General features: G+C 38.6%; 20 protein-coding genes. 7 read left to right on the forward strand and 13 right to left on the reverse strand.

Annotated features, from left to right (window positions below; translation table 11 throughout):
* Positions 1-7: 7 nt before the first annotated feature.
* Positions 8-826 (forward strand): histidinol-phosphatase, encoded by an 819-nt coding sequence (locus JNUCC25_RS16890; protein ID WP_140456963.1) that lies wholly within the window; start codon positions 8-10, stop codon positions 824-826.
* Positions 827-917: 91 nt separating this feature from the next.
* Here the strand turns inward: JNUCC25_RS16890 and JNUCC25_RS16895 are convergent, their stop codons facing one another.
* The 3 genes from JNUCC25_RS16895 to JNUCC25_RS16905 form a co-directional block, all read right to left on the reverse strand.
* A complete protein-coding gene (locus JNUCC25_RS16895; protein ID WP_454222176.1) occupies positions 918-2,411 on the reverse strand; it encodes a glycoside hydrolase family 1 protein in 1,494 nt (497 codons plus the stop codon).
* 42 nt (positions 2,412-2,453) lie between these two features.
* Positions 2,454-4,394 (reverse strand): beta-glucoside-specific PTS transporter subunit IIABC, encoded by a 1,941-nt coding sequence (locus tag JNUCC25_RS16900; protein ID WP_098399613.1) that lies wholly within the window; start codon positions 4,392-4,394, stop codon positions 2,454-2,456.
* Positions 4,395-4,513: 119 nt separating this feature from the next.
* On the reverse strand, positions 4,514-5,365 hold the full coding sequence (locus JNUCC25_RS16905; RefSeq protein WP_029323116.1) for a PRD domain-containing protein: 852 nt from the start codon (positions 5,363-5,365) through the stop codon (positions 4,514-4,516).
* Positions 5,366-5,694: 329 nt separating this feature from the next.
* On the opposite strand from JNUCC25_RS16905, the gene JNUCC25_RS16910 reads away from it, so the two are divergent.
* Both JNUCC25_RS16910 and JNUCC25_RS16915 read left to right on the forward strand, forming a co-directional pair.
* Positions 5,695-7,275 carry a histidine kinase N-terminal 7TM domain-containing diguanylate cyclase gene (locus JNUCC25_RS16910; protein WP_029323118.1) on the forward strand — a complete coding sequence of 527 codons (1,581 nt, stop codon included), beginning with the start codon at positions 5,695-5,697 and terminating at the stop codon, positions 7,273-7,275.
* A 144-nt stretch (positions 7,276-7,419) separates the two neighbouring features.
* Positions 7,420-8,181, forward strand: coding sequence for an MBL fold metallo-hydrolase (locus JNUCC25_RS16915; RefSeq protein WP_029323120.1), 762 nt, complete (start codon positions 7,420-7,422; stop codon positions 8,179-8,181).
* 366 nt (positions 8,182-8,547) lie between these two features.
* On the opposite strand, the gene JNUCC25_RS16920 is transcribed toward JNUCC25_RS16915, so the two are convergent.
* The gene (locus tag JNUCC25_RS16920; protein WP_454222178.1) at positions 8,548-9,537 is read right to left on the reverse strand and encodes a DUF4003 family protein; all 990 of its coding nucleotides are present in this window, start codon (positions 9,535-9,537) and stop codon (positions 8,548-8,550) included.
* Between the two features lie 144 nt (positions 9,538-9,681).
* The gene (gdh, locus tag JNUCC25_RS16925; RefSeq protein ID WP_013058068.1) at positions 9,682-10,467 is read right to left on the reverse strand and encodes a glucose 1-dehydrogenase; all 786 of its coding nucleotides are present in this window, start codon (positions 10,465-10,467) and stop codon (positions 9,682-9,684) included.
* A gap of 453 nt (positions 10,468-10,920) precedes the next feature.
* On the opposite strand from gdh, the gene JNUCC25_RS16930 reads away from it, so the two are divergent.
* Positions 10,921-11,547: a nitroreductase family protein gene (locus tag JNUCC25_RS16930; protein WP_081715138.1), complete on the forward strand. Its 627-nt coding sequence runs from the start codon at positions 10,921-10,923 to the stop codon at positions 11,545-11,547.
* 60 nt (positions 11,548-11,607) lie between these two features.
* Positions 11,608-12,912: an aldehyde dehydrogenase gene (locus JNUCC25_RS16935; protein WP_029323127.1), complete on the forward strand. Its 1,305-nt coding sequence runs from the start codon at positions 11,608-11,610 to the stop codon at positions 12,910-12,912.
* A 36-nt stretch (positions 12,913-12,948) separates the two neighbouring features.
* Here the strand turns inward: JNUCC25_RS16935 and JNUCC25_RS16940 are convergent, their stop codons facing one another.
* From JNUCC25_RS16940 to JNUCC25_RS16975, 8 genes are all read right to left on the reverse strand, one after another.
* Positions 12,949-14,319 (reverse strand): DUF2254 domain-containing protein, encoded by a 1,371-nt coding sequence (locus JNUCC25_RS16940; RefSeq protein WP_029323129.1) that lies wholly within the window; start codon positions 14,317-14,319, stop codon positions 12,949-12,951.
* A gap of 137 nt (positions 14,320-14,456) precedes the next feature.
* The gene (locus tag JNUCC25_RS16945; RefSeq protein WP_078082004.1) at positions 14,457-14,645 is read right to left on the reverse strand and encodes a hypothetical protein; all 189 of its coding nucleotides are present in this window, start codon (positions 14,643-14,645) and stop codon (positions 14,457-14,459) included.
* Positions 14,646-14,798: 153 nt separating this feature from the next.
* Positions 14,799-15,566 (reverse strand): TPM domain-containing protein, encoded by a 768-nt coding sequence (locus JNUCC25_RS16950; protein WP_029323131.1) that lies wholly within the window; start codon positions 15,564-15,566, stop codon positions 14,799-14,801.
* Complete coding sequence (locus JNUCC25_RS16955) at positions 15,566-16,135, reverse strand: LemA family protein (RefSeq protein WP_013058074.1); 570 nt, start codon at positions 16,133-16,135, stop codon at positions 15,566-15,568. The genes JNUCC25_RS16950 and JNUCC25_RS16955 overlap by 1 nt, the downstream gene beginning before the upstream one ends.
* A 254-nt stretch (positions 16,136-16,389) precedes the next feature.
* The gene (locus tag JNUCC25_RS16960) at positions 16,390-17,010 is read right to left on the reverse strand and encodes a polysaccharide deacetylase family protein (RefSeq protein ID WP_029323133.1); all 621 of its coding nucleotides are present in this window, start codon (positions 17,008-17,010) and stop codon (positions 16,390-16,392) included.
* Between the two features lie 129 nt (positions 17,011-17,139).
* Positions 17,140-17,268, reverse strand: coding sequence for a hypothetical protein (locus tag JNUCC25_RS16965; RefSeq protein WP_258198270.1), 129 nt, complete (start codon positions 17,266-17,268; stop codon positions 17,140-17,142).
* Positions 17,269-17,271: 3 nt separating this feature from the next.
* Positions 17,272-18,210 carry a glycosyltransferase gene (locus JNUCC25_RS16970; protein ID WP_258198271.1) on the reverse strand — a complete coding sequence of 313 codons (939 nt, stop codon included), beginning with the start codon at positions 18,208-18,210 and terminating at the stop codon, positions 17,272-17,274.
* 502 nt (positions 18,211-18,712) lie between these two features.
* Positions 18,713-18,955: a spore germination protein gene (locus JNUCC25_RS16975; protein WP_029323136.1), complete on the reverse strand. Its 243-nt coding sequence runs from the start codon at positions 18,953-18,955 to the stop codon at positions 18,713-18,715.
* Positions 18,956-19,175: 220 nt separating this feature from the next.
* Here JNUCC25_RS16975 and JNUCC25_RS16980 point away from each other — a divergent pair, with 220 nt between their 5' ends.
* Both JNUCC25_RS16980 and JNUCC25_RS16985 read left to right on the forward strand, forming a co-directional pair.
* Positions 19,176-19,493 carry a winged helix-turn-helix transcriptional regulator gene (locus tag JNUCC25_RS16980; protein WP_013058076.1) on the forward strand — a complete coding sequence of 106 codons (318 nt, stop codon included), beginning with the start codon at positions 19,176-19,178 and terminating at the stop codon, positions 19,491-19,493.
* Between the two features lie 40 nt (positions 19,494-19,533).
* Positions 19,534-20,169, forward strand: a complete 636-nt coding sequence (locus tag JNUCC25_RS16985; protein ID WP_013058077.1) for an FMN-dependent NADH-azoreductase — start codon at positions 19,534-19,536, stop codon at positions 20,167-20,169.
* The last annotated feature ends 106 nt before the right edge of the window (positions 20,170-20,275 follow it).

Consider the following 20,275-nt stretch of genomic DNA (forward strand, 5'->3'; position numbering starts at 1 on the left):
ATGAAAAATGAACGCTGATTTAAAATTTGATTTTCATACCCATCACGACCGATGCGGACACGCTCGCGGAACGATTCGAGATTATATAGAGGCATCTATTGATAAAGGCCTTGATATCATTGGGATTTCGGATCATTCTCCTTATTTTGCGAGCGAAGAAGACCAGCCGTATCCTCACATTGCTATGGGAAAAAGCGCATTCTCCGGATATGTAGCTGAGATTTTGAAACTAAAAGAAGAATATAAAGAAAAAATTGAAGTGCTGTTAGGCGTAGAGTCTGATTTCTTTCCCCAGCATGCGAAGATATATCGTAGCTACTATGAAAAATATCCGTTTGACTACATAATCGGCTCTGTCCATCGAGTTGATGAAGTCAGCATCTTTCATAAAACGCGCTGGGAAGGTCTTTCTCAGCAAGAAAAGCAGCGCACGAAAGAAACGTATTATCAATTGATCGAAGAATCCGCCCGGAGCAGAATGTTTCAGATTCTTGGCCATATTGATGCCATGAAAGGATTCTACCCTTCTTTTTCTTCTATCGAGACGGCTGTCATTGATCAGACGCTAAAAGTGATTTCAGCACATGATATTGCCATAGAAGTGAATACATCAGGCAAAACCAAAGACTGCGGAGGCTGGTATCCTGCAGACGACATTTTGGAAAGAGCTCTGCGCTACGGGGTACGCATTACATTTGGTTCCGATGCCCATGACCCGAAGCGCATTGGAGACGACTTTGAACTAGTAAAAAAGCGCCTTAAAGAAATAGGTTTTAAAGATTGGGTCTTTTTCAGACAGAAAAAAATGCAGGTGGCATCTTTGTAAAACGATGAACTTAAATAGGCTGTGCACCAATTAAAATATGCCTGAAAACACGCAGATTAAGGAACATCTCGTGTTTTCAGGCATGTGTTTTTTACTGAGAAACTTTGATTTTTGGAGATGAAGATAAATCTTCTCCATTTGTCTGAATCACTTGTTTATACCAGTAAAAGGAATCTTTTTTAGATCGTTCAAGCGTACCATTTCCTTCATCGTCTTGATCTACGTAAATAAAGCCGTATCGTTTTGACATTTCGTTTGTTGACACACTGATTAAATCAATAGGTCCCCACGCTGTATAGCCCATTAAGTCTACACCATCTTTGACGGCTTCTTTCATTTGCTCAATATGCTGTCTTAAGTAATCTACACGATACGGATCATGAATCGAGCCGTCTTCTTCTACTTTGTCATGAGCTCCTAACCCATTTTCAACAATAAACAGCGGTTTGCCGTAACGGTTATGAAAATCTTGTAACGTATAGCGAAGTCCTTTCGGATCGATTTGCCATCCCCAATCGGACGTTTGAAGGTGAGGATTTTTTACACTTCCCGCAATCATATTTCCTAGGACATTTTCTTCTTCACTTTGAGTTGTGACAGAAAGAGACATATAGTAGCTAAATGAAATAAAGTCAACGGGATATTGTTTGATAATTTCATCGTCCCCTACTTCTTTTACGATTTGAATGTTGTTCTCTTTAAAGTAACGCTCCATTACCTTTGGATATTCTCCGCGCACTTGAACATCTGTAAAAAATAAGTTCAAGTCATTTTTATGCTGTGCTAGTAAAATATCGTCCGGATGATTCGTCACAGGATACGTTGTCATACGCGCAAGCATACACCCTACTTGTACATCAGGAATAATCTCGTGAGCTAGCTTAGTGGCAAGTGCACTCGCAACAAACTGATGATGCGCTCCTTGATACGCAATTTGTTCTGCTGACTGATTTGGAACGTTTTCAACTAAAATACCGCCGCCTGTATAAGGACTATGGGTAATCACATTGATTTCATTAAACGTCAGCCAGTATTTCACTTTGTTTTTATAGCGTGTAAATACCGTTTCTGCGTAGCGTGTATAAAAGCCAATTAGCTTGCGGCTGTACCAGCCGTTGTATTTACGCGTAAGCTCCAGCGGCGTTTCATAATGCGAAAGCGTCACTAACGGCTCAATTCCGTACTTTAACATTTCATCAAATAGGTTATCGTAAAATTGCAACCCTGCTTCGTTTGGCTTCACATCATCTCCATTAGGGAAAATTCTCGCCCAGTTGATCGAAATGCGAAGAGTTTTAAACCCCATTTCCGCGAATAATGCGATATCTTCTTTATAGCGATGATAAAAGTCGATAGCCGTACGCTTTGGAAAACGATCGTTTACTTTGTTGTTAAGCACATCTTCAATATAATCTGCTTTTACATCCATCGAATAACCAGTTCGTTCGTCTTTTGGGACAAATCGGATCATATCTGCAGTAGACAGCCCTTTTCCATCAACGTCATAAGCTCCTTCAATTTGGTTAGCAGCTGTTGCTCCTCCCCATAAAAATCCCTTTTTAAATACAGTATCATTTGTTAACATAGTCCCCACGTCCTTTTCTCATATTTTTATTAAAAATAGCATTTATTTTACTACAGAAAGTAGCTGTTCCCCTTCAAAAATTAGACCTATTTCATTGACAGACAGCACATCTAAATACTCTGCGGTGTTTGTGACAATAACCATCGTAACAGTTTCAAATCCAGCTTCTGCAATCGCATGTCGGTCAAATTCAACTAGCGGCTGCCCTGCATTTACATGATCTTTTTCTTTCACCAGCGCCTTAAAGTGCTCTCCTTTTAAAGAAACGGTATCAATTCCAATATGAATTAAAATTTCCTCTCCGTCTTCTCCTTTAATGCCAATTGCGTGTTGAGAATCAGGCAACACCATAATCGTTCCAGCGATAGGCGAGACTACGCGGTTTTCACTAGGTTTAATCGCAATTCCTTTACCCATAATTTCTTGAGCAAATGTTGGATCTGACACTTGATGCAGCGGTACAAGTTCTCCGTGTAACGGAGAGAAGACGCTTTTTGTTTTACCACTTTTTTTCTCCTCTACTGCTAGAGAAACATTTTGCAGTGGCGCTTCTTCCTTGACAGGATGTTCTTCAAGTTTTATTGTATTTTTTTCTGGTTCTTCTGAAGCAATATCTTTAAACCCAAGAGTAAGGACCAAGACGGCTGGTAAAATAACGGCCCCTGCCAGCAGCGCTACTGCGACAATCAAATTGCCTGCTGCCCCGCTTGGATCTGCAAACGTAGGAATAGCAAAGATTCCGACTAATCCTCCTAATGTAAAAGCTTTAAACCCATACCATCCAGCAAAGCCACCGAGCAGTGCGCTAGAGGCAATAGCGTAATAAAAAGGTTTTTTCAACTTCATGTTTACCCCGTACATGGCAGGCTCTGTAATTCCGATAACAGCTGAAATAGCTGATGAAAACGCAACTTGTTTTAAATCTTTATTTTTTGTCTTCAACGCTACTCCAAAAGCGGCTCCTCCTTGAGCAAGGTTGCTGATATACATCATCGGCATCAAAACATTGTCAAATCCATATACTTTTAGATTTTGAATCGCAATAGGAGCTATTGCATAGTGCATACCGGTCATGATAATAAGAGGCATAAGACCTGCTAGTAAAAGACCTGCCAGCGGACCTGCTGTTTCAAACATCCATGAGAACATACTTGCTAATCCGTCTCCCATATACGTTCCAAGCGGACCGATTAACCATAACGTAATAGGTGCGGCGATTAGAAGTGCAAGCAGTGGTGAAAACATGACCGTAACGGTAGCCGGCATCCATGAACGAACAAATTTGTATATATATTTTAATAGAAGTACACCTAAAATAATCGGTATTACACTAGACGTATAGTTAACCACTGGAATGGATATAAAATCGATTCCAAATAACGTAAATTCTTTTATTTTCGTAATGCCTCTCGCTGCATCTACAAAGGTCGGATACAGCATGGCAGCTGCTAAAGCAAGCGCTAAGTATTCATTTGTTTTAAACTTGCGAGCTGCTGAAACAGCTAAGAAAAATGGCAGAAAGTAAAAGACTCCGTCCCCAATTGCATTCAGCACTGCGTACGTATCACTTTCTATGCTCAGCCATCCTAGCGTAGCAAATAAAGCGACAAAAGCTTTTAGCATACCCGCACCAATAAGGGCTGGTAAGATAGGAGTAAAAATTCCTGAAATACTATCCATTAGAAGTGAAACAACGCCTTGTTTTTGGCTGCTTTTATCCTCGGTAGCTCTTCCACTGCCCAGCAATGGTTCAACTTCTTCAAAGACTTCAGCGACTCTGTTTCCAATAATGACTTGAAACTGATCACCGGAAAATTGAGCGCCCATCACCCCTTTTATTTGCTTAATTTCCTCCACCTGCACCTTATTCTTGTCATGGAGATTAAAGCGAAGTCTCGTCACGCAGTGCCAAGCCTGATTAACATTTTGTGCTCCACCGATTTTATCTACTACTTGTTTAGCCGTTTCTTTATGTGAAGTCATTTATATCCCTCCTTTTTTCAATAAAAAAACCCAAACAGATCACCGCATGTTTGATACATGCAAATGTCTGCTTGGGTAATGCCTGATCGAGTCAGTAACAATCCTCCAATGAAGAACGATTATTCAGTTTCTACTAGATTCGTCACTCGCCAAATGTGTAGCGTTAAGTAAAGCTTTTCATCTGAAGTTAAAGACCAACCATGCTGTTTATGAAGTAAATTAGCCACTTTTTCAACAGCTTTATATGCTTTTTCATACTTTGTTTTTACGACATCCAGCAGCGTAGCATCAACTTCCGGAGAAACATGTGGGTTCTGATCCAGCTGACGTAAAACAAAAAATCGTAGATGCGTGACAAAGCGAGAATAGTTCATGGATTCTTCGTCAAGTTTGAGCTGAAAATGATATTGAACAACATCGATAATTCGATTAATCACTTCAGTCATCTTCATCGTTTCTTCCACTTTTGCTTGTACATTCTGTGCGTTTACAAAATGATAGGTGAGAAACGTTTCTTCACTTTTAGGAAGCAGCACATCAAGCCGGTCATACACTAGTCGAATCGCGTTAACCGCAGCATTATACTCTTTCGGATAAAGCTTCTTGACTTCCCAGCGGCTTGGCTGCGCGTATTCAAGGCCATTATGGCTTCGTTCAATCGCAAAATTTAAGTGATCCGCAAGAGTCAAATGAATATTGGTGCGAAAAGGCTCACCTATTTCTCTTTCTGCTTGCTTGATTAACTCTACAGAAACCTCGAGAATTTCTGGTTTGATGCTCTCTAGAATTTGAGCCAGCGGTCTACGAATATTGGACGACTCCGCCACAAACTTTCGTCGAATGACAGCCTTATCAACTGGATCACCTTTTTTCTTTTGGAAACCGACGCCTGTTCCCATGATGACCCATTCTACATTAGAGGAGTCTTTGACCAATGCTACGTTATTATTAAATACTTTAACAAATTTCATAGATGCTTCCCCCACATCAGAACAAACGTAAAAATCCCATCTTAAAAACACATGAACACCTCACGTATTTTTAACACAGGTAATGCCTGATCGAATCAGTAACAATCCAGTTTTAAGTTATTACTGAAATTATATTCCACTATGAAAGCGATGTCAATACATAAAATGCTGAATTTTTAACAATCTACTATTCTCATAAAGAAGCTGCTTATAAACGAGGTATCCCTCTACTATCTCCGGCACTGCTCATTTCCTACATAAAACATCCACATTTTATTTCAACTGTGCTACATTTAACTAAAAATGCTTTCTTAATGAGGGATACAATTGTGAATTTAGATTTAACAGCTTATATAACGCTTATCTGCACGTCCGGTGTTCTTAATCTATACTTATGTTTTTACGTATTTATTAAGCGTCACCACTACGCTAACATTGCGCATTTATTTATTCTTCATACAGGTTTCACCACTATTTATTGTATGGGTGCGGCATTTAGCTTGCTATCCGTTAACCTTGAGGAAATGAAGTTCTGGACCGTCATTCAATACGTGGGCATGCCTTTTTCGCCCCCTGCAGGACTGCTGTTTGTTATGCAGTATGTCGGCATAAAAGTAAGGAAAAAACATATTTTTTCCCTTTTTATCATTCCTTTTATTAGTTTGATCATGGTCGCAACAAATGACTGGCATCACCTTCATTACCGAGTGTTTGAAATTGACCCAGTTTTAGGTGCTCCTTACATTCATCAAGAAATTGGGACCTGGTACATGATTCATGGAATGTTCATCTTTTCGTCTATGTTTGTTGCTTTTTTGCTCGCCGTTTACCGCTGGAAAGAAACAGCTAAAGCTTACCGCCTGCAGTTAATTGCATTAATGGTCGGGCAATTAGTCCCTATCGTCACAGCTTTTGTCTATTTAATGGGCTTTACGCCGCAGGGAATTGATCCAGTTCCCATGGTTTTATGGATTTCTTCTTTTTTATATTTATGGTCCATTAACTCATCGCGTATGTTTACAGTCATGCCCGTTGCGAAAGATGCGATATTTAACAGCATCAATGACGGTGTTATCGTGCTTGATGAAGCTTACAGATTAATTGAATTTAACTTAGCGTCGAAGAACATGTTTCCGCAGCTGAAAAAAGCGATGTTTGGAAAACGTTTTGCTGATATTTGGTTCACGCTATCGGGCAATTCATTTCCTTTTACATTAGAAAATAAAAACAGCAGTCAAGAGCTGCAGCTTTTTTCTGGGGATCAATCTCAGTATACGTATCAAGTTCGCACCTCTCCTTTGCAGTATGCCAACAACAGTCACGGCTTGCTGCTTATTTTTACGGATATCACAGAGCTAAAAAGACTTCAGCTAAAGCTTGAAAATCAAGCTTATTACGATGAGCTGACGCAAATTTATAATCGCAGGGCATTTTTTCAGCACAGCAAGCAAGCATTCGATGAAGCAAAAAAGCCCGCATCTTCTTTTACGCTTCTTTTACTTGATATAGATTATTTTAAAAAAGTGAACGATACGTATGGTCATTATACCGGCGATCAGGTGCTTGTACATGTCGTAAAAGCCTGCCAGTCCGTATTACCGCAAGGAGCCCTTTTTGCTCGGTACGGCGGTGAAGAATTTGTACTCGCGCTAAAGGGCTATACTTTATCCGAAGGCGAAACGCTGGCTGACCAAATTCGCCGTCACGTCGAGACTCAGCCCTTACTGATTAATGAAGAAACCATTTCTATTACGCTAAGTCTTGGAGTAGCACAAGCGGAAAAACAAGAAAATGAAACGTTAGATGAGCTGTTGAATAAAGCAGATATCGCCCTGTACGCTGCCAAACAACATGGACGCAACCAAGTACGTATATATAAAGAGATAAAAGAAATCCTAAAAAGAACCTAAACAGCACTGTTTCGGTTCTTTTTGCTTTTGACTACTATTCTTTCATTTATCAAGTGAAAGTGTTAAAAGACTTGATTTTATCTATGTATTTGCAACTAGAGTATCCTATAAACTATACGTAGATCAAAAAAAGGAGAGATACAGATGAAGATTAGACATATTCGTAACGCTACTCTAATTGTTGAATACGGAGGAAAAACGTTTTTAATTGATCCTATGTTAGCGGAGAAAGGCACGTACCCTCCTTTCCCAAATTCGATCAGACAAGATCAAAACAACCCTTTAGTGAACTTACCGATATCCGTTGAAGAAATTATTGCTGATGTAGATGCGGTTATTGTCACTCACCTCCATTTAGACCATTTTGACGATGCTGCTAAACAGGCTTTGCCAAAAGACATCAAAATGTTCGTTCAAAATGAAGAAGATGCCGCAGTAGTAAAAGAAGCTGGTTTTAAAAATGTAGAAGTACTTACGCAAAACACGGTTTTTGAAGGCGTTGAATTAATCAAAACAAAAGGTGAACACGGAAGAGGAGAAATTTTAAAGCGTACTGGTTTAGTGTGCGGCGTTGTTTTTAAACATAAGAATGAAAAAACGCTTTATGTAGCTGGAGATACGGTATGGTATTCCGCTGTTGAAGAAGAAATCAATACATATAAACCAGAGATCATTGTCGTAAACGGCGGAGATAATCAATTTTTAGAAGGCGGTTCTCTTGTGATGGGGAAAGAAGATATTTACCAAGTTTTTAAAGCGGCCCCTCATGCTACGATTGTTTCTGTCCATATGGAAGCTGTAAATCACTGGACGTTATCAAGAGAAGAGCTAAAAGGCTTTATCAACGAAAAAGATATGGCGTCCCGCGTCTTTATTCCAGATGATGGCGAGGTTTATACTTTTTAAGAGAAAAGGTGAGATAAAAGTATTCTAGTTAAATGTAAATTCGAACGAGGAATCAAGATTCTTGATGGAGAATCAACTTCGTTCGGATTTTTTCATCGGCATGGTGAACGTAGGTTTCATGTATATGGTACTTCTAGAGGTTGATTGGAGGGCAAGGCGAAGACTCCTGCGGGAAAAGCGGAACAGGTGAGACCCCGCAGGAGCGTAAGTGACGAGGAGGCTCAGCTCCCGCCCGCGGAAAGCGAAGCCTTGCACGGAAATCAACCGCGGTGTTATAAGCGGTTCAGCTCATTTATCCCATTGATTCACCTTTAGGTTAGATTCATGTAGTTATGTCCCAGCCTCTTTTTATAGCCGTTTCATTTATCAAGTAGTAGTCGTAGTAGCAACCGCTGAAGTGCTCGCAATAACCGCTAGCATAGCCGCTTGCTGGGCTTGAATTATCGTTTCAATCGTTGTATAGATGCCTGTTTCGACCAGTCTAGAATCCTTTAGCTTTTCACTGATAACCAGATTAACCGCCAGCATAACATTGATGTCTTTCTGCCACTTAAAAAGTTTATCTGCATTCAGCTGCTTTACCGCTTCATGGATAATTTCAATTTCAGCTTCCGGTTTTTCAAACAGTGCTAATAAGCCAAGGACTGGGTAATGCATTGCTTTTACTTTCATACCTGCCGATTCACAGATTTCTTTTACTGCTAGGCACCTTTCAATAAGGGTATCTCCATGTAAGTTTTTATCGTTTGCGAGAATATGACTTAAAAACTGAAGGTCATTTCCTTTTTTAAATCCATGCTGCGCCAATGTGGTATAAAAGTGTTCAATTTCATGCATCAAATCATCAACAGACTCGCTCGTTTCAGCTAATAAAACGGCAAGAGGTACATCACCGCTTGATGTGAGGAAGAGATGCTTTTTTTTCATGCCTTGATAAATTTCTACTGACCTTCGAACCATTTCTTTATGACTTCGACTCGACTCATTCGACAGCATAACAGAAGCCGCGATATACGTAAATGCGCCTCTAGTAAACCCGCCTTGTACCAATTTATCATATACATCCAGAAATTCATGAAACGTTTCTTTTGGATTCTCATAGCGGGTATCCAGCATGGCTGCGATCGTAAACCGCTGCGATGATTTTAATGTAGAAAACATTCCTACTTGATTTTTAATATAGTCACTTAACTCAATATAAGGCTGAAGCTGAAGCGATTTGCCTTTCACTACATACATAGAAGCGATAGCCATAAACTGCTTGTGATCTGCCACTTTCCATTTGAGTTCATTTTTTAAGCTGATATAAAAACCTCTATACTGCTCTACTTTTTGTTGAATCGTTTCCGGTAGCATATCAACACGTCCTTTATTTGTCGTTAGTTTATATACGTAATACTTCAATAAAAGTTTCAATATTTAGTAAATTAAACCTGTGTTTGTTGCATACAAAAAAGACCTCGGGATATCCCAAGGTCTTTTTTCTTTCAGCTTTATTTATTAACCTCTTCCCGCTTGGAAAGAAGGATATTTTGTCATACCGCCATCAGCAAATAGTGTAATACCTGTTACGTAGCTTGCTTGTGACGATGCTAAGAATGCTGCAACTGATGCAATTTCTTCCGGGTTGCCGATGTAGCCCATTGGAATCATGCTTTCTACGTCTGCACGCTGTTCCGGATCTGCGAATTTTTCAGCGTTGATTGGCGTATCGATCGCGCCTGGTCCAATGTTATTTACGCGGATACCTTTTGGCGCATATTCAAGAGCCAATGTTTCTGTCATTAGTTTCATACCGCCTTTACTTGCTGCATAGTGAACAAATAGTGGCCAAGGAATCATCTCGTGAACGCTGGACATGTTAATAACGTTTCCTTTAATATCATTTTCAACAAAATATTTAATCGCTTCGCGGCTTCCTAAAAACGCGCCTGTTAAGTTTGTATCGATTACTTGATTCCAGTTTTCTAACGATAATTCATGTGAAGGAACCGGGTTTTCAACACCAGCATTGTTAATCATAACGTCTAATGTGCCAAACTCTTTAACAGCTGTCTCTACAAGATTCACAACGTCTTCTTCTTTTGTTACGTCGCCTCGAACAATAATTGCTTGGCCACCAGCTTGTTCAATTTCTTTTTTTACTTCTAGCGCTTCTTCTTCATTGCTGCGGTAGTTTACAACCACTTTTGACTGCTCTTGACCAAAACGAACGGCCATTGCGCGACCCAATCCTTTTGATCCGCCTGTTACAACTACTACTTTATCTTTTAAATCTGTGTACATCTTGAAGTCCTCCTACTTTTCCTGCGTGATATGTCTTGCTATACTGTACTAATTATAAATACAGTTTAGGTTTTTAAATAGAGAAGAAATATCTCTTTGTCTCTTCTTTCTCAAACTGTACGTCATTTAAAAAGAGACAAATTCACTTTTGTTTCTTTTCGTTACTTATCGTAACTAAGAGAGATAAAGTAGTCAAACTTTTTGTTTGATCATTTTTATAATTTATTTTTATCTCTCACTTTCCTCATATTTGTTTGTTCCCTGGAGAATGAGTCTTCCCACTTCTAAGTTAACACCTTTTCACAAGTTTAAACTTTTTCCCTTGCAATTCTTAAATCAATGTATTATATTGTTGATGTATCAATTATTGATATATCAAACAATTGTCCACAATCAAAAATATGGAAATGAAAATAAATAAGTTTAACGCCTAAAAAGAAAGGAATAATGACTATGACTACAAAAGACTTTAACGAAATTGCTTTAAAACGCCGTTCAATTAAAAAATATGATCCTTCAGTAAAAATCAGCCGTGAGGAAATGGAGGAAATTCTTACCGAAGCTATGCGCGCTCCTTCTTCTGTTAATATGCAGCCATGGCGCTTTGTTGTGATTGAAACACCCGAAGGAAAAGAAAAATTAGCTGAACTTGCGAAATTTAACAGCGAACAAGTTAATACATCTTCAGCTGTTATTGCTGTATTTGGCGACATGAACAACGTCGAATATGCAGACGAAATTTTTGGCAAAGCCGTAGAGCTTGGCTATATGCCTCAAGACATTAAAGAACAGCAGCTAAATTTCTTTAAGCCGATTTACGAAAACATGCCAAAAGCTGATATGAAAGACATCGTTTTAATAGATTCAGGTCTTGTATCTATGCAGCTTATGCTTGTTGCTCGCGCTCACGGATATGATACAAATCCAATCGGCGGATACGAAAAAGAATTAATCGCAGAAGCATTCGGTCTGGATAAAGAACGTTATGTTCCGATTATGCTTATCTCAATCGGAAAAGCAGCAAGCGAAGGCCATGCTTCTTACCGTTTACCGGTCAATACGGTTACAACTTGGAAATAAGCAGCTAGTTCTATTCAATAAATAAAGAGCTAAAAATGTGAAGTAAAAGGAGACTTTCCAATGAATAACTATCAAGAACTTACAAAAAAACAGCTTTCATTCTTTAATAGCGGTAAAACAAAAGACGTTGCGTTCCGTATCGAAACGCTAAAGAAATTAAGAGAACTTGTTGTACGTCATGAAGACGACATTTTAAAAGCAGTAAAAGCTGACCTTAACAAACCAGAATTTGAAGCAAAACGTGCAGAAGTTGGTCTTGTGCTAAGCGAAATCGACTTTGCAGTTAAGAATCTTGCAGAATGGGCAGCGCCAAAAGAAGTAGAAACACCATCTACTCACGCCGGAGCAAAAAGCTATATTTATCAAGATCCGTACGGTTTAGCTCTAGTGATTGCACCTTGGAACTATCCGTTCCAACTTGCTGTATCACCAGTAGTAGGCGCGATTGCTGCAGGTAACTGCGTGGTGTTAAAGCCTTCTGAATTAACACCTCATACGTCAAGCCTTCTTGCTAAGATGTTTAATGAAAACTTCCCTGAAGAATACATGACTGTAGTCGAAGGTGAAGTGGAAACAAGCACTGCTTTACTAAAAGAAAACTTTGATTACATCTTCTTTACAGGAAGTACAATGGTCGGCAAAATTGTGGCAGAAGCTGCTGCTAAACATTTAACGCCTGTTACGCTAGAACTAGGCGGAAAAAGTCCTACAATTGTACACGAAGATGCTAATATTGAAGAAGCAGCTAAACGCATTGCGCGCGGTAAATTTGCAAATGCTGGCCAAACTTGCGTAGCGCCAGACTACATTCTTGTTCAACGAAATGTAAAAGACGAGCTGCTAGCTAATCTAAAACAAGTCGTAACAAACACGTACGGCGAAGATGTTTCACAAAATCTAGACTTCCCTCACGTAGTGAGCGAAAAGCATTTTGATCGTCTTAACAGCTTCTTAACAAACGGAGATATCGTTTTTGGAGGCAAAACGGATCGTTCTCGTCTGTTTATTGAACCAACTGTTCTTGACAACATCTCATGGGAAGACAATGTGATGCAAGATGAAATCTTTGGACCAATTCTTCCAGTCATCGTATACGATGAAATCTCAGAAGTAATTGAAGCAATCGTAAAACGTCCAAAACCATTGGCACTTTATCTTTTCTCTGAAGATGAAGCAGTCCAAGATCGCATCTTAAACAGCGTGTCATTCGGCGGCGGTTCTATTAACGATACGATTAACCATATGACATCTCACTATCTTCCGTTTGGAGGCGTTGGTGACAGCGGAATGGGTGCGTATCACGGAAAAGCAAGCTTCGATACATTTTCACATACTAAAAGCATCTTAAAACGTTCAAATAAATAAAGAAAAAGCCGATGTCAGCGTCTGACTTCGGCTTTTTTATCCCTTCATTTGTTTGGCGATTTGTTCATATTGCTCTTCTTTTTTTGTAGAAATAGCTAAATCATAAAGAATATGTAAAAAGTACTTTTTATCTTGAACAAATAAATACTCTTCTTCAAAGCCTTTAGAAATGTATACAGCAAACTCCCAGATGTCATCGTAAAAAGCTGGTCCAATAGTCTCAGCGAGATTTCCAAGCGTTTTGAGCAGCTCCATCGTAATGATAATATTCCGCCTCGCATAGTGCCGGATATTAGCGAATCCATCATATAAAAAGTCCTCAAATTTTTTATCAGGAATCACCATTCGTATCACGCCGCTGTCATCCACTAAATAAGAAGAAAATTGACTAGCTTCACAAATTTCCCGAAGAATATCGCTAATTTGATGAATGGAGTTAACCGCCGTTTTGAAATCATCATTCCCTAGTGATTTAACTGCCATCTCCACAAACTTCGTAATGATATACGTAGTATCTTGAATATCAGTCTGAGATTTCCCTACATGGATATATTGGTGAAAGGCGGTACAATCCATTTCATCCTGCTCTGTCGAATCTCTATGCCAATAATAAAATAATACGGTTCCGCTGAGCACATAATCCCCTACTTCACGCTCCATTTTTATAACTAAATTATGCTCTTTGGCGCAGTGAATCAATTGGCTGTAGTTCACTGTTTGAATATAGCCAGATGTTTGAATACATACCGGCTTTTTTTCTCCTTCTGGAAAGGAAAATTGTTCGCTATGACTAGACTGCGTTCGATGAATCTCCAGTTCCTCGCGGATTGTTGTCTTAATTGCTTTTATGGACGCTGTTTTCATCGATTGAGTCATATGATTTACTTGCAGCCACTTCACAGAGTGATTAATAAAATAGACAAACGTGCCCGCACTAAAAACCGATAGCGCCGTCGTCACAAATGGAATCGCAAAATATCCGTCTACTTGAGAGCTGTTTAAAAATAAAAAAACAAAAAGTGTATACAAAAAACTCCCTATAAAAATCCCCAGAATTCGCTGAGTAGATTTAGAAGAAGCAAAGTTTTTTAACACGCGAGGAGAAAACTGAGCTGCAAATGATGTAAACACAACAAGCATTAAATTAAAGGTAAACGTCGTAATCGATAGAATTCCGGGCATAATCGTACTCACTAACGTATTGGTTAAATCCATGTTGATTGAAAAAAATGAAGGAACCTTCTCTCCTACTTTACAGTAATAATCAAGAAACAGCGTCAATGCAGCTAAAAGGACAGAAAAAAGAGCATAAATTAAGGGACTAAACCATATTTGGCTATTTAGCTCATCTTTAAAAGCACGAGGAGAGAGCTGTTTCCTTGCCGCTATCCATCTAAATGTATTCATATAAAACCTTCCTTTTTATTTGTAAATCTCTAACTTTTTTCTTAGTTCCCTAAATTTTTCTGATTATGCTTATATAATGGAAAAAATCTATTTTTTAAGGTATAACTGTACAAAGCAAAAAAGAGGTTGAGACATACCTAATTAATTCGATTTAAATACGTACAACTAGGATACATGAGTTGAACCGCTTTTGACACCGCAGTTGATTTCCGTGAAAGACTTCGCTTTCCGCGGGCGGCCGGTGAGCCTCCTCGTCGCTTGCGCTCCTGCGGGGTCTCACCTGTACCGCTTTTCCCGCAGGAGTCTTCGTCTTGCCCTCCAATCAACTGCTAGAAGGAACTGAATGAAGATATGAAAGCTATGTTCACCATACAAATAAAAAAACCGAACGCGTTGGATTCTCAATTAAGAATCCATCTCGTTCGTATCTTCCTTCCACTAACCTAATTTTATCCCAGCCTCTTTTTACTCTTATCTTTTTACCAGCCTCGGCTCGCTCCACCGCCTCCAGAACTGCCGCCTCCACCTCCGCGAGGACCGCTGCCGCCGCTGCCACCGCCTCTTCCTCCAAACATCACAAGGAAGTTTAGCAGAAATTGTGTAATCGCTCCTTTAAAAAAGACGAAGTCGAGAATAAGCAAGCCCACAATAACAGCTGCAATCAGCAGCGTTTGAAGAGTTGTTAAATGAACGCCGCTATCAGAGGGAGCATCTGCTTTTGGTACTTTTTGTTCAAAATCTGTTCCTAAATCATACTCTTTTACGACTTGGTTATAAACAGCTTTGTATGTGCTTTCTAGCGCCGTATCGTATTTGCCATTTTTTAAGTTAGGAATAGCATAAGAATCTAAAATTTCTCCCGATTTGATATCGGTGATGGCTCCTTCTAACCCGTATCCTACTTCGATTCGAACTTTTCGTTCTTTTTTAGCGAGCAAAATAAGAACGCCATTGTTCAGCTTTTTATCACCAAGTTTGTACTTTCGAAACGCTTCATTTGCGTACTCTTCTACATCCGCATCACCTAATGAATTCACGGTAAGAATCGCTACTTGAGCTTTCGTTTCATCATCTAACTTTCTGCCCATTTGATTTATATCAGCTTTTTCCTGATCGTTTAATAAATGAGCAAAATCCTGAACATAAATATCGCCTACCGGATTTGGAATATCAGGTGCAGCAAAAGCAACGCTTACCGTATTACATAAAAGAGACAATAATAAAGCAAACGAAGCAAGAAATTTCATCACTTATCGCTCCCAAAATCAACTTTCGGCGCTTCTTTTTCTTCATTTGTTACTTCAAAATATGGCTTTTTTTCAAAGCCGAACGTACCCGCTAACATGCTTTTAGGAAATCTCTTAACCGATTTATTGTATTTTGCAACTTCATCGTTATAGTCTTTACGCGCTACAGCGAGTCGATTTTCTGTTCCTTCTAAACTGTCCATTAAGCTTCTGAAGTTTTCATTCGCTTTTAAATCCGGATATTTTTCAACCACTACGAGCAGGCGGTTTAATGCACCGCTTAACTGTTGATTAGCATCAGCTTTGTCTTCAGGAGTTTTAGCTCCCGCTAGCTGCGCTCTTGCCTGAGTGACCGAATCAATTGCTTCCTGCTCATGCTTAGCATAGCCTTTTACGGTTTCCACTAAGTTCGGAATTAAATCAGATCTTCTTTTCAGTTGATTATCTATTTGTGAAAATTTATTATCTACATCTTCCTCTGCGCTAACGAGACTATTGTAAGAGCTCACTCCGTAAATTACAACAAGCACTAGCACAATGATCGTAGCGATCAAACCTTTGTTTTTCAATGTACTACCTCTTTTCTTCATCAAAATTATGTATCTACTTACTAGTACGAATCATGCTCTAAAAAGATTCATTTTTTACCAATTTTATTTATATTGAACGTATAAGTAAGACATCTCCTAACAATCAATTCCTCTATAAGGTGAAATACTTTTCTCTACCTAGTCTTTCTATCAATTAGCACATGTAACCCTTCTCGATTTTATCTTGTTTCACAATAGAAAAAAGAATACCTCTTGGGTATTCCTTTTTTTGCTTAAGACCATCCTTCAATTTTGAATGCCACTCGGTGAAATTCAGGAACCGTTACAAATTGATAGTCGTTATTTATTAAATACTTAATAAGTTTCGGCAATGAAGTAACAATTTGGTCTCGCGCTCCGCTGCCGTATCGATCCCCATCGTGCATGACAATAAGATTCTTTTCTTGTAGATTTTTAATCGTATGTTTGCATATGGCCAATGGATCTTCTTCACGCCAATCCTGACTATCTACATTCCATAGAACAGACGTCATTCCCAATTCTTTAATATCAGCAAGAGCTGTATCATTTATCGAACTGTAAGGTGGACGAAACAGCTTTGGAGAACAACCTATTATTTTCTCTATTTGAGCATTTGTAGAAGTGATTTCTTTCCATAATTCGCGTTTAGAAAGAGTTGTAATATCAGGATGACTCCACGTATGATTTCCAATTACGTGCTTTTCTCTATGAATACGTCGGATTAATCTTGGAAATTTTTCCGCTTCTGCACCTACGACAAAAAATGTCGCACGTACATTATATCTTTTTAAAATTTTTAAAATAGCAACGGTGTAGGCTGAGGGCCCATCATCAAACGTTAAAGCAACATATTTTGGTGAATTTTGATTCATGTGTTCTCCCCTTATATAAAAAATAGATATAGAAATAAACCCCTCAATTTTTTTGCGTAAGTTGAGGGGTTTTTGCAGTGAGACGATTTTCACGAGACGATACTATATTTTCTTTGAAAGTGTTAATTACTAAAGGTAATAGATTTGTTCAAAAGAACTCGCCAAGTAGTCAAATCCGCGGGGGCGCAGCGTTTCAAGCTGCTGATGAATTTTTATTCTTTCTTCCGAGCCTGGAGGAAGTTCATATAGTTTCGTCACAGGCTATCCATTATTTAAATACTCAATAATTCTAAAAAGCATGACGCGAAAAGCATGTGTAAGTTCATTGTATTCGTCAGGAAAACGCTTCTTCAGCTCTTTATATTCAACTAGTGTTTGGTGCATATGCATAAACGGAAGCTCTTTCCATTCAAGAGATAGAATAAGAACGTCTATATTGGGATGTTTTTTAACAAAACGATAGTGATTGCCCCACTGCTCTTTCACTTTCCGCTTCGATATCCCATGTTCCTGATGATAGGCAACCGTAGAGGGATCTAAAACAAACTGCACCCCATTTTTATACAATCTATATCCAAGCTCCCAGTCTTCTGCCCCGTAGCCAACAAACGTTTCATCAAAAAGACCGGATTTTTTTAAGTTCGCTTTTCTTACTGATACATTTCCACTTAAAAATGCAATATAAGGTAGTGTAAATCCTTCAAGTCGCTCTCCGAAATGTTTTAGCCCGCTGTTAAGGAAATAACGATTAGGAAATGATAAACGTTGAAAACGGTTTGTATTAATATCTTCTTTTGTTACAAGAGGACAAGGAACATTTGAATGCTGCTGCGTCTGTTCATAGTTTTCATACAATCTTCTATACTCAGGATCCCTGCTGACTAGTTCTTTCAAGTGAGCCACTTGATCTTCATTATAGTCTGGCATAATAAACGTGTAGACTCCCTCATAATGCATGGCACCAGTAACCACAAGATTGGATTCATGCACATGATGTTTATAGTGATTTTCAATAAAAGCAGGAGGCGCTAGCATTTCTCCATCTAAAAAGATTAAAAGATTTCCTTCAGCATGATTAATTCCTATATTACGTACTGAGGAACGCCCTTTATTTTGTTTCATACCGATATACTTAAATTTGAACGGGACATCAGCTTCTTTAAAAATGTTGGGCGTATTATCGGAAGAAGCGTCATCCACTAAAATGACTTCATACTCAGCTTAAGGAAACGTTTGTTTTGATAAACCGTAAAGCGAAAGAGAGGTTTGATAATATTTATTATAAGTGGGCATAACGATGCTAACTTTAATAGGGTGTTTGTGATTATTTTTTATACTCATTTTATATAATGGATTATCTACTTTATCCCTTTTATTTTTAGACTCTTTTAAGGGTTTAAGATTCTTTTCTTTTTAATATAGTATTTTCCATCAGAACGGTTGTAATAGGAATCATACAAGTCTATTTTAATCATCCTTTCTTTGTTTTTCCTCTATATACTATTCAATAAATGACCGGGTGCTTGTACAATATATAATTTTTTTAGAAAAGGCGTATATAACAGATTCGCTCTATCATTATAATTAGAACGAACATTTACATTCGCTTATCATTAGTAAATAGAAGGTATCCTACTATACAACAACATTAAAAAACAGCTTATAACTTTGCTTGTTATAAGCCGCTTTATCTCTATGATTTCTATTGCTGATTTCCATATACCCCGTCAATATTCGCAACAGCCGTTTGATCAAATATATCTGCATCCATATTTGTGTTTTTCATTCGCGCACAAGCAGCTGAAATGTCTCCATAGGTTGAGTTGATTCCAACAGATTTAACATCCGCTGTGTGTCCGTTGTGAAGAACTTCTCCAAAATTCATCGATCCGTTCCTCGCCATACCATTAATTCTTGTGTTACAGATGTTAATAACTCCTGCCATGGCCATACCACCTTTTCTTAAAATGAATTCGTACATCGTATGCTGTAACAAGCCTATGTGTGAAAGATTTTCAAAAAGTGAAAAGCAAGGTACAAATACTAGTGAAATTATTCATTTCACCCTGCTTCACCCAAAGTTTCCACATGTTTTTATGCTTTTTCTGTTACAATAAATGCATAAGTTATTTTTCATCCATATTGTTTGAAGGAGGATACGTAATATGGACGAACCAAAAGATATTCAACCTAAAGTAGAAAAAAGTTTCGAACTGATTGGCAAGAAGTGGACAGGATTAATCATTTATGTACTTATGAGCGGTCCTAAACGCTTTAGTGAATTAAATGAAAGTATACCAGCCTTAAGCAGAAGGCTTTTGACAGAACGGATTAAAGAGCTTGAAGACCACGGCATCGTTGTCCGAAATGTTATTCCCGACCGCCCTATTCGTTCTGAATATTCGCTGACTCAAAAAGGAACAGAGCTAGGCAAAATATTAGGGCCGATTAGCCAGTGGGCAGAAAGCTGGGTCCAAGATTAATGTCAGTTACTAAAATTACTCCGTAGAAAGGATGAGCATCATGGCAAATGTTCTCTATATTACTGCACACCCTTTAGCTGAAGACGAATCGCTTAGCATGGCTGTGGGGAAAGAATTTATCGACGTGTATAAGCAAACACATCCAGAAGATGATGTGGTTCATTTAGATTTATATCAAGCAGATATTCCATACTTAGATGCAGACGTATTTAACGGATGGAAAAAGCTTCGTTCTCACTCTTCCATTCAGGATTTATCAACGGATGAACGATTAAAAGTGGGACGATTAGCCGAACTAGGCGGACAGTTCGTACTCGCTGACAAATATATTTTTGTCACGCCAATGTGGAATTTTTCGGTTCCTGCGATTATGAAAACGTACATTGATGCGATCACCGTGTCAGGTAAAACCTTTACATATACAAAAGAAGGCGCTCAGGGATTGCTTAAAGGAAAAAAAGCGATACACATTCAATCCCGCGGAGACGTGTATTCAGAAGGCCCTGAAATGGCAAGAGAAATGGGTCATCGCTATTTAGAAATTATGATGGATTTCTTTGGCATTGAAGCGTTTGAAAGCATTATTATTGAAGGACAAGTAAAATTCCCGGATCAAATTCCGCAAATTAAAGAAAAAGCATTCCAAAAAGCCCATTCAATGGCCAAAACATTTTAAATTCAATAGAAACGAAAAAGACCTCGAAGCAGATCGAGGTCTTTTTCTTTACTCTTCCCTCCCTTATATTTCCCTTGAAATAATGATCACCTTCCTGCTCGGTTTG

Source organism: Priestia sp. JNUCC 25 (assembly GCF_053667915.1).